Origin of the sequence: Nocardioides stalactiti (assembly GCF_014180715.1) — a bacterium.
Taxonomy (GTDB): Bacteria; Actinomycetota; Actinomycetes; order Propionibacteriales; family Nocardioidaceae; genus Nocardioides; species Nocardioides stalactiti.
In genome coordinates this window covers 1-1203 of sequence record NZ_JACEFC010000208.1, presented here as the reverse complement: position 1 = coordinate 1203, position 1203 = coordinate 1, and the positions used below count along the sequence as shown (strand labels likewise).

Sequence of the window (1203 nt, the reverse complement as noted above, 5' to 3'; positions counted from 1 at the left end):
GGGCGGCGGGGGGCCGTCGTCGCTGGTGGTCGCTTCGTCGGTGCCGCCGTAGGCACCTGCGTTGCGGCGTCCGCCGTTCGGTGCCGGCTCGGAGCCGACGGTCGAGGCCGGGTCAGCGGCGTCGACGGCCGGGCTCGCGGGTTGGAGGTGGAAATCGTCGCCCGCCGCGGCGACGAACAGCGGCGCGCCGGTGACGACGCCGGTCCCGCGGGTGACCGCGCCGGTGCTGGGCCCGACCAGGCTGTAGGTGATCGTCGAGTTGGACGCCGGTGGCGTCGACTGGCACGCGTTGCACTGCCAGACCTCGGTGTCCCCGCCGTTCCCGGTCACGATGCTGTTGCGGAGGTCGAGGCGGGAGCCGCCCTCGGCGAGGATCCCGGCGCCGTCGGCCCCGGCCGGGCACGAGTTGGCGGTGATGGTGACGTTCTCGACGAGCGCGGTCGAGCCGTACGACGAGCCGCCGTCCAGGTAGAGCACCCCGTCGACGTTGCACACGTTGTCGTGGAAGAGGTCGCCGACGATCTCGGCGTGCGCGGCCTCGTCGACGAAGAAGGCGCTGCCGTGGCTCGGGGACTCGTTGCCGATCCACCGGTTGGCCTCGAGGAGGGCAGCGGGCTTGGTCTCGGTGTCGCTCCCGGTGAAGATGCCGCCGCCTCCCCAGCCGTACCCGGCCTGGTCGCCGACGCTGTTGCCACGGACCAGGTTCTGGCGGAGCACGGTGCCGTCGCCGGAGAGGAACAGCGCGCCGCCGTGGTCTCCACCGGCGGCGTTGTCCTCGATCAGGTTCTGCTCGAGCAGCAGCTCCACCGACGCGAAGACGGCCGCGGCCATGACGGCCCGGTTGTCGCGGATGACGTTCTCGCTGATCGTCGCGCTGCTGTTGTCGTCCCACGCGCCGACGGCGATCGCGCCGCCGAAGACGCAGCGGTCGCAATCGGTGAAGTCCTGGCCGTCGTCGTTGCCCTCGAAGACGTTGTGGGTGATCGTCATGTGCCCGGGGGTGTCCTGGTGGTCGACGTAGAGGCCGGACCCGTAGCCGCGGCCGAACTCGTCGAGGGGCGCCTCCCCGCCGGTGATCCGGAATCCGTCGAGGACGGAGTCCCCGGGACGGATCCAGGTCAGCGTGGTGCCGGCGAGCCCGCCGTTGATCGTGGTCACCCGGGTCGCCGGGTCGCGGCTGCCGAAGCCGGCGGGGGAGCCGCC

General features: G+C 72.4%; 1 protein-coding gene. It reads right to left on the bottom strand.

Annotated elements, in window-relative coordinates:
* Positions 1-1203: right-handed parallel beta-helix repeat-containing protein (locus tag H0487_RS22235; RefSeq protein ID WP_183096383.1), on the bottom strand; the 1203-nt coding region annotated here is incomplete at both ends.